This is a genomic window from Pedobacter sp. (assembly GCF_035566355.1).
In the GTDB taxonomy this organism is placed as follows: domain Bacteria; phylum Bacteroidota; class Bacteroidia; order Sphingobacteriales; family Sphingobacteriaceae; genus Pedobacter.
This window is the reverse complement of record NZ_DATMRL010000507.1, coordinates 1-9,510: the sequence shown is the minus strand read 5'-3', so window position 1 is coordinate 9,510 and position 9,510 is coordinate 1. Positions and strand designations below refer to the sequence as shown.

The 9,510-nt window shown below is 38.0% G+C and carries 6 protein-coding genes; 5 read left to right on the top strand and 1 reads right to left on the bottom strand.

Translation table 11 applies throughout. The features are described from left to right. The 5 genes from VNZ46_RS19745 to VNZ46_RS19725 form a co-directional block, all read left to right on the top strand. Nucleotides 1-2,317: hypothetical protein (locus VNZ46_RS19745; protein ID WP_325561833.1), on the top strand; the 2,317-nt coding region annotated here is incomplete at its 5' end. Nucleotides 2,318-2,321: 4 nt separating this feature from the next. Further along, a complete protein-coding gene (locus tag VNZ46_RS19740; RefSeq protein ID WP_325561831.1) occupies nucleotides 2,322-5,525 on the top strand; it encodes an RHS repeat domain-containing protein in 3,204 nt (1,067 codons plus the stop codon). Between the two features lie 184 nt (nucleotides 5,526-5,709). Then, nucleotides 5,710-6,135 (top strand): hypothetical protein, encoded by a 426-nt coding sequence (locus VNZ46_RS19735; RefSeq protein ID WP_325561829.1) that lies wholly within the window; start codon nucleotides 5,710-5,712, stop codon nucleotides 6,133-6,135. Nucleotides 6,136-6,179: 44 nt separating this feature from the next. Then, entirely contained in the window at nucleotides 6,180-6,785 is a 606-nt protein-coding gene (locus tag VNZ46_RS19730) for a hypothetical protein (protein ID WP_325561827.1), read from the top strand. A 257-nt stretch (nucleotides 6,786-7,042) separates the two neighbouring features. After that, complete coding sequence (locus VNZ46_RS19725; RefSeq protein WP_325561826.1) at nucleotides 7,043-8,293, top strand: hypothetical protein; 1,251 nt, start codon at nucleotides 7,043-7,045, stop codon at nucleotides 8,291-8,293. A gap of 12 nt (nucleotides 8,294-8,305) precedes the next feature. Here VNZ46_RS19725 and VNZ46_RS19720 read toward each other — a convergent pair. Then, nucleotides 8,306-9,510, bottom strand: a 1,205-nt coding sequence (locus tag VNZ46_RS19720; protein ID WP_325561825.1) for a hypothetical protein, incomplete at its 5' end; no start/stop codon positions are given.

Below are 9,510 nucleotides of genomic sequence, written 5' to 3'. Positions count from 1 at the left end.
TATACCAAAGAAAATAACGGGTTCAAATGGATATGTTCTTTTCAACTCCACTCAGGATCGTGCCGATCTTGGCGGAGGAACAAGAATACGCAGTATTGCGGTGTACGATCCTAATGGCAACCTAAAGAAGACGTATAAACTTAATCAGTTTTATACCGGATCCGGTTTTGCTGCAGATAAACGATTAATGTTGGCTAATTTTTCTGAATTTGGTAGTTCCGGAACGGATAGTTTGACCTATAAATTTGATTATGAGCCTTTCGTAACTATGCCGAACCGGTTGTCAAGATCAGTTGATTTTTGGGGCTTTTATAATGGGCAATACAATACCACCTACTTTCCAAACTGTATGACCACTTATTATGGTGTGACTGCTAATCTAACAAATTTGGCAAACAGATATTGCAGTCCTGGCTATGCAAAAGCAAATATTCTTAATAAAATAACTTATCCTACAGGAGGAACCAGAACATTTATTTATGAAGGAAATACGGCTTTGAATCCTGGTGATCAACTCACCCCAGATCCTGCGTATAACGTTTACAGAAACTTTACCAGAACAGATTTTACAAGCGGAGGTCCAACTTTACCTTCACTCCGTCAATTGTTTACTATCAATTCTACAAATGGGTTGACCAATTTTAACTATAATATCAGCATTAACTATTGTAGCGCTTCTTATAGTGTTAAGATTTATAGACTACTGGTTCCTGGTGATCTGTATGGAGGTTTTTTAATCCAAACATTTAATAATAGTTCTAACAACAAATGGGATCTACCAAATGGTAATTACAGGCTTGAAGTTTATAAAGATAATACCTGCCTGTTTAACAACATTACAGGATCATGGCAAGAATCTACCATGTCAAATGAAGGGGTCACAACTCCTTATGGAAACTTTACAAAAAATAACCGCCTTGTTGGTGGGCTAAGGGTAAAAGAAGTAAGGGATTATGATCCTGTTTCGGGTAAAAATAACAGTACTGCTTATTTGTATAAAATGTATTCTACCGATTCTACCTTAACAAGTGGGTTCTTGAATACACCAGTCAGGATTATGAATGAGTTTAATAACGATTGCAATAGTTGTATGTACATGCGGCTTTATACGACGAGTTGCTATCCTTTAGCTAATGATGGGGGTTCATATGTTGTTTATCCGGAAGTAAGAACTGTTGAAGCCGGGAATGGATATACAGATTGTAAATATTCATATGCGCCAGATGCACTTCCTCCTGTTACCCAGTATCCTGTTATGCCCTTATCTATGGAACAGTCTAAAGTACGCGGAAAGCTGTTGTCCAAAAAGATCTATGCGCAAAATGGTACACTGCTAAAAGAAAATTATTCCTGGTATGGTTATTTGCCGCTTGGCTCTCCGATGAAAAAGTCGGCAATGGGTTCCATATTGACACTTTATTACACTCATGGTCTTATCAATTGCCGTGATTACCCGGCTACGCCGGGTGCACCTCCTTTCATGGCCAGGCGGACTAATTACTACATTTCGGGAGGGGTTTACGGGTTAACAGCTACTTTTGAAAAAACATATGGAGCGGGGGGTGACCAGTTGGTTTCTACAACTTACACCTATGATACCCTGTATTATGGCCGGCCTCTGGTAAAGCAAGTTAAAACCACAATAAACAATGGTGCAACAAGAGAGGCAAATTATGTATATGCTTTTAATAACGTAACTGATTTTAAATTTGGCCTGACGAGCCCGGAACAAGTGATGAAAGCCACCTTACTAGGCAGGAACTATCTCCTTCCCCTTGAGGTAAACAATACATTGACTGTCTCAGGAGGAACGCCGTTATTGACAGGAGGGGCTAAATATACCTTTGGTACCTGGTATACGAATAAACTTTATTTGTCTGGCTATAAAAACTATACTTCTGCTTCGGACTTTAAGGAAACTATTTTTTCTAATTATGATGGTAATGGAAATCTGGTTGAAAAATATCAGCCGGGAGGTTTTAAAGAGGTTTATTTGTGGGGATATAATCAGGCTTATCCTGTTGCCAAAATCATAGGGAGTGATTATGCAACTGTAAGTGCATTGGCAAATCCAGCCATACTGAGTAACCCTGCAAATGATGCTGCTCTAAATACGCACCTGGGAATTATTAGAACCAGTCTTCCGAATGCAATGATGAGTTCATTTACTTACAGTCCGCTGTCTGGGATGAGTACCTCAACAGACTCCAAAGGGATATCAGTTTTTTATGAGTATGATGATTTTTTAAGACTTAAGCTGATTAAAAACAGTGATGGGCATATTGTGAAATCTTATCAGTATAACTATAAACATTAGAGGTATGGAAAAGAAATATGTTTTTACGTTTATCGTCCCGGTATTGCTCTTTGTTTCCCCAAAAAGTATTGCCCAAACCCCAACAACGACTCAGAATTTTATCATGGAAAGTTCGGTAAAAGTAGCTGGACTTACCAGTGAAGGAAGCCTGATAGGTCTTCCAGTATCTAGTGTGAATCGTAGTGTGAATTATTTTGATGGTCTAGGAAGGTTGATGCAATCTGTAGTCTGGAAAGGAAGCAGTGATCAATATGATTTGGTTAGCGTGGCTACTTACGATGATCTAGGCAGGCCAAATTTGCATTATTTGCCATTTTGTGCAACCACTAATGATGCGGGTTTTAAAATTGGAGCAGAAGCGAGTGCACTAGCCTATTACAGTACTCCACCAACGGGGGTAGTTCAAACCTCTTATCCCTATAGCAAAGCAGTTTATGAGCCATCACCAATGAATAGGATAATGGAGCAAGGTGCTTGTGGGGCATCATGGCAACCACTTAATGGTTCAGTTACCGGTTCAGGACATACCCAGAAGGTGGATTATAAGTTAAACAGTACAGCCGATACGGTGAAATTATGGAAAATTACCGGAACAACGGTTAGTACTGTGGCAAGTTATGGGGCTGGAGAGTTAATGAAAACCTTAAGTAAAGATGAGAACTGGATTAGTGGAAATGCAGGGGTTATTGAAGAGTACAAAGATATGGAAGGCAAAATTGTGTGTAAACGTGTTTGGGAAAGTGCAGTGGTTGCACGTTCTACGCACTATGTGTATGATGAATATAATAGACTAAGGTATGTAATTCCACCTAAGGTGACGGCTCTGTCTTTAACTGAAGGAAGTACACTTGAGTTTGATCAATTGGTTTATGCTTATCACTATGATGGACTGGGCAGGATAATTGAGAAAAAGATTCCTGGTAAGGGCTGGGAAGAAATGGTTTATGATAAGCTGGATAGATTGGTGATGAGCAGAGATGCAATTCAGGCTGTTGCTGGTAAATGGTTGTTTAGTAAATATGATACCTTTAGCCGACCGATCATCACAGGTGTTATTTCGAGTAGCAGCACCCGGGTGGCTTGGCAAGCCTCATTTAATGAGACGACTAAAAATTGTGAGTTAAGAGACAATACGAATGTTTCTGGTACTGGAACTGGTTATACGAATGTGGCCTTGCCTGCAAATAATTTGGTTTCTTCTTATTATACCCTGAATTATTATGATGACTATAGTTTTTATGGGAATACTTTTGGCACTCCAACTGGTACACAAAGTACTGCAGTTAAATCGTTGCTTACGGGTTCAAAAGTGAATATTCTGGGAACAGCAACTATGCTGCTCACAGCAAATTACTATGATGCAAAGGGAAGGTTGGCTCAGAGCAGGGCTCAGAACCATCTGAGTGGCGTTGATGCGATAGATCTGGTTTACAATTTCCAAGATCAGGTTATTTCGAACACCAGAACTCATGCTATAGGATCGACAAGTACTATGATCTATTTAACCTATGAATATGATCATATGGGCAGAAAGATTAAAACCTATGAAAAGATTGGTAATGCTTCCAGTGCCCAGGTGTTACTTTCAGAATTGGTCTATAATGGGATAGGGCAGCTTACTGCCAAAAAGAGGAACAATGGGTTAAATACAAACACCTTTTCTTATAACGAACGGGGTTGGTTAACAGGAAGTGCGGCACCTGGGTTTTTACTGGCTTTTAATTATACAGATGGAACTTATCCTCAATATAACGGAAATATTGCCAATCAGCAATGGAGTACCGCAGGAGGGCCTACGAAAACTTATATTTATGCTTATGATAAACTAAACCGGCTCATTTCGGGTGTTTCTACGGATGGAAAAAATGAACAGGGAATTAGTTATGATCCTATGGGAAATATTATGACATTAACTCGGGATGCATTATCTCCACAGGTGTACGCTTATACTGGTAACAAGTTGAATGCAATTACAGGAGGGCTGACCCGAAGTTATACTTATGATTTGAATGGGAATGCTCTGACAGATGGTATTAATACTTTTACCTACAATGTTTTAAATCTGCCAGCTACAATTACTGGAGCTAATGCTACTACTTACACCTATGATGCGACTGGTAAGAAACTGACCCGGGTAAAAGGTTCTGTGACCACACATTATGTTAATGGCATACAATACACTGGATCTTCGATTGATTTCATTCAAACAGAAGAGGGGATAGCAAGACCGGTTTCTGGAGCATATACTTATGAGTATACATTGAAAGATCATTTGGGCAATGCAAGATATTCCTTTAACAGTGCAGGTACTAAAATACAAAGTGATGATTATTATCCATTTGGAAAGGCCTTTAACAGTTATGTTTTAGGAGCTAGAAACAATTATCTTTATAATGGGAAGGAATTGCAGGATGGGCTGGAGCAATATGATTATGGAGCCAGGTTTTATGATCCGGCAGTTGGGAGGTGGAATACAATAGATCCGTTGGCGGAGAAAATGAGAAGATTCAGTACGTATAACCATGCGTTTAATAATCCGTTACGTTTTGTTGATCCAGATGGAATGGAACCCTGGGATGTGATTTTAAAAGGAAGTGAAAAGGATAAAGCATTAGAGGAATTGAAAAAGGCGGTACAGGGACAATTGACTTTATCTATGAATAAAGAAACTGGGAAAGTTAGTTATACAAAAGTGGATGGGGCTAAAATGAATAGAAACTCTAGCCAACTGATGACCGCAATAGACGATCACAGTGTAAACGTGAATGTAGAGGCGTCCAATAATCAGACTGAATCCAAAGGAGGTTTATTGATTGGTGGATCGTTGATGGGAAACACAATAACGGACAAGACAGTTATGCAAGACGGAAACAGTCTCTCAGTAGTCGAAACGTTACAGGAAGTAAATGTTCAAAATTTGAATGACATAAGTTCTTTTTATGGAAAACCAGGAGCAGACATGTTGCATGAAGTAACAGAATCTTACATTGCTGGAAAAAATTCTCAGGGTTCTGGAAAGAAATATGGTTTTACAGCTCCAGAGTATGAAGCCGCACACGGTGCCGCGACACCTCAATCAGGAGCCATAAATTCAAGGCTAATGAAAAATGGAAAATTAACATTTGATCAAGGTAATTATGATTACATAGATCTTTACTTAAAAGCAGGTGAAAATGAGAAAATAATTCGACAATTGTTTAAGCCGTAATAGTATGATCGCTTGATGATTATTAAAAATGGAGGAGAAAATAGGGGCGTTATTCACTTGTGGCAAAAAGCTTAATGATTAGGTGAGATAAAGCAGTTCTTTATGTCCCTTTAAAAGGTCAAATTATTTTATGGCTACGCTTTATTATAAAGATAAAATTTAACTATTTAACATATTTGTTGAAATGAAAAAAATATTCATAGTACTTATAATCATGATGTTATCATTGAAAGTTGGTGCACAGCATTTAGATGCTGGCTATTATAGAGTTTGTTTTACGGATAGTAATTATAAATCTTATAAGTTGAAAATTTGGGGAGAAAAATTCCTAAGGTATTACACCGCTCACGACTCGGTTTCGGGAACCTTAAAAAGAATCGGGCAAGGTGTTATTTACTTTTATGAAAATACTAAAACCATCGATTCTGTGGAGGGACCTCTCAAAGAGATGTATAAGTCTTGGGGGTTGCCAATAGTAGTTATTTTAGATAAGAAAAAGTTATCAAGAAGTAAGAAATACTTTCGGACTACTTTTGAAATGAATTATCACATTACCGTCAATACCGGTTATTTTGAGCGAATTACTGAAAAGGAATATAGATTCCGATGAAAAAATCTCTAATACTTATCATATTATGTATAACTGGCCTAAACTTGAATGCGCAGTCTGTAAAAGTAAAGGAGTTTGTTTATAATCTTACTTACAAAAATATAGCTGCTTATAATATTAAATATGCTAGCTTTTCTAATAATGGAATTTATTTTGATAATCAGTTAAAATCTTCTTCGGATTTTTTCTTTGATAAGCTTTTACCGGACGGAGGCTCAAAAATGGATCTTGATATCGAGGCGGTTAAAGAGCTCTTTTATCCTTTGAGTAATTATTTATTATTTAGTGTTTCTACTAAGGGATTGAGATTTTACAATCAGGCGACGGGAATGAGTCGTGTCTTTAAGGGGCCGCATATAGGACGTAAATATTTAGTGGCGGTAGACACACTAACTAGTGAGATTAAATTTCTAAGTGGTCTGTTTTTTAATAATCTAATCGTAAAAGATTTTAATCTGTATCCTGATATCCCAGATTCATATTTACAGTTTCTGAAAATCAAGGGGTTTCAATGGTCGATTGATGATATAAAGTTTAGTAGAAAGAAAAGTGGTAAACTATATTTTAATTGTTACTCTGAACTTTACCATAAGAATGCTACTGTTATATTGGATTTGAAGAAGCCTGAATTTCTCGTTCTTTCAGATTAGGTTTTATTGTCTGCGTATTGGTTTTTTGTTTTGCTGCTTCAATAAGATAAATCGACAATTCTCAGTATTTTGTAATTTTTTATTAAAAATTATTCCTTTTGATGGTGTTTAATTTCTTTTTGAAATAATATTCTGTTTCTGAGGTTTTTAATAGCTAATTCAGAATATAATAGCGTCAAATCTGGCAAAGCAATAAAAGTTTATGGATTTTTAGTCTATGGATTGATTTTGAGATCTGGATGTGAGAGTTTTACGTCATGAAATCAGTTTTGTTTGCATTGATAATTACAGCTTTTATTTGCGTCCATGTATCTGCTCAAAGTGTACTTAGAAAAGGAAGTATCGTTTTAGAGGGAGGTGAAAAAAAGACGGGTTGGATTAATTATAAATCCTGGAACCGCAACCCGGTTAAAATTACGTTCAGATCGGATTCTTTATCCAAAGAAACCAGCATATATGGGATCAAAGAGATTTTTTCTTTTGAGGTTAACGGGCTGGATTCCTACCGGAAAGCTATTGTTTTGAAAGATATCGCTCCTGTTGATTTGGGGAAGTTGTGGCCGGCAGGGCAGGATTCAGTAGTGAGGGATACGGTGTTGCTCCGGGTAATTGTTAAAGGACCGAAGATCGGTTTGTACAGTTTGGTTGACGAAAAGAACCATTTCTATGTGGAGGAATCCGGAAGTTATAAGGAGTTGAGCTATAGAGTGGCTTTGGATCGTTACAGTGGTTCAAGAGTGGTGAAAGAGGAGGGCTATAAAACGGAGCTAATCCGTCTGGCTAATCAATACGATGTTCTTAACGGTTCGTTGGAAAGAGTGATCAACGCCGCTTCCTATACCGATGATAGCCTGGAGAAAATTATTCTTGCTATGAATCGCCGGGAAATTGCTTTTGCGCCGCGGAATTCTAAGCGTAATTTTTTTCATTTCTTTGCAGGAGCCGGATTCTCTTCGGCCAGGTTGGATGTAAGTGGTGAAAACGCGACCTTAAATGGGGTTTCTTTTAAAAATAGAACAACGTTTTTTCCGATTATAGGGGTAGATTTTAGCGGACCGAGGAATTTGCAGGACCTGATGATCAGGATAGAGCTTACCTATAAAAAGATCAGGTACTCCGGCATTCCAATAGAGCGGCCTTATTCTAATGGTGGATATAGTTATGATTTAAAAGGAAGCAGTATTTCGCCTTATTTTTCAATATTGTATAGTTTTTTACGAAAAGAACATTTTAGAATTTATGCGGGAGGAGGTTTAGGGATTAATATATCTTCCTATCAGCAAAATGAGCTTCAATACCATTATGGTTTTGCAGCGCCGCCTGTGTTGGTTTCTGATTATGTGGCTTTGAATAAAGCCTGGTTATCCGGTCACGTGAAAATAGGGGCATTACTCTATGAGCATTGGGATATGAGCCTTACCAAAGGGTTCTTTGGAAAGTTGAATAATAATGCCGGATATGGTTTGGATATGAATGCACTTTCCTGCGCGCTGAGCTATAGATTCTGACGATGGTGTTTGTTAGAATTTTTCATTTGTTTTCAGGTCTGACAATTGGAAGTTGTCAAAACGACCTATTCCTGAAAACGATATTTTGACGCCCATGATCTTACCAATAGACTTTTTATAATGTGTTGTAAGTACCTTTTTCGAGCCAACAAATAAACTGATCTGCTGATGTTCAACCTGGAATTTCACTGCTCCTCCATTGCTCAGATCATGACCAAGCTCTCTTAGATCATTCTTTTTGCCTTCCTTGTAGTTTTCTGAAAATTTGTAAGATGTCCATGCTGCGCATTCCAGTTTCATGATGTCAAAGGAATGGTAATCGGTTTCTCCAAACACGGTAACATCCACTTGAGAGCATCTCACGCCAGCTCTGTCCTGAGATGTTGTAAGGTGCGCGGAAAGCTGAAAATTATCTCCGCTGATATGAGTCGGTTTAATATTGGTAAATGCGATAAAAAAAGTCTTTTTGTTATCCAGACCTGCATTAACAATATCTTTCTCCAATATCCGGGGGATTTCTCCGATTGCAGATCTTGTATTTGAAATTGGGTATACCCGTGTCGTATCATGTTGCATGGAACCTGTAACGCTCCAGCCTTTTGTCTGGAGATAGACGTAACCGGTATCAATTACTTTATTTTTATAGTACAACTGTGGGTAATACCTTCCCGGAACTTCATAATAATGATTAACCAGACTATCCCTGAAATTAGATCTCTTTAGCTTCCCGTCGCCGAAATCAATTTCGAAATTGGATAAGGAATCGGGTAATTCACCTTTTACATTTAATTTGAACAGGGCGGAGTGCGGGGTTTGGCCTTCTGGATTTAAGCAGTACAAGTGTACATTTTCAGCAGACCGTTCAGAAGAAGGGAGAAATTTTAAAAATGCAATGACAGCCAGTACCATACAAACCAAAAGTACAGACAGCAGGACTGTTTTTTTGACTGACCTGCCTGTGTTTATACCTGGAGCAACACTTACAACAGGATCCGGTTTTAATAAATTTGGGGCATCTGTTATTGGATTTTTTAATTCAAACTCGTACCAGTCTCTACAGCCTATATACTGAGCAAGCGCATCCCGGGTTGCTTTTTGCGGATAATAACGGGTCGAAGTTTTAGACTTTCCAAATATTCTTTTTAAGGTACTTTCACTTAAATGAACTTTAGTTTTTCTGGACAATAAGGCACTCAGTTTAACATAATCGCTATTGG

Bases quoted from the DNA above. Each gene is read 5' to 3' on its own strand.
- VNZ46_RS19725 (WP_325561826.1), top strand. From the start codon at position 7,043: ATGAAATCAGTTTTGTTTGCATTGATAATTACAGCTTTTATTTGCGTC.
- VNZ46_RS19735 (WP_325561829.1), top strand. From the start codon at position 5,710: ATGAAAAAAATATTCATAGTACTTATAATCATGATGTTATCATTGAAA.
- VNZ46_RS19740 (WP_325561831.1), top strand. From the start codon at position 2,322: ATGGAAAAGAAATATGTTTTTACGTTTATCGTCCCGGTATTGCTCTTT.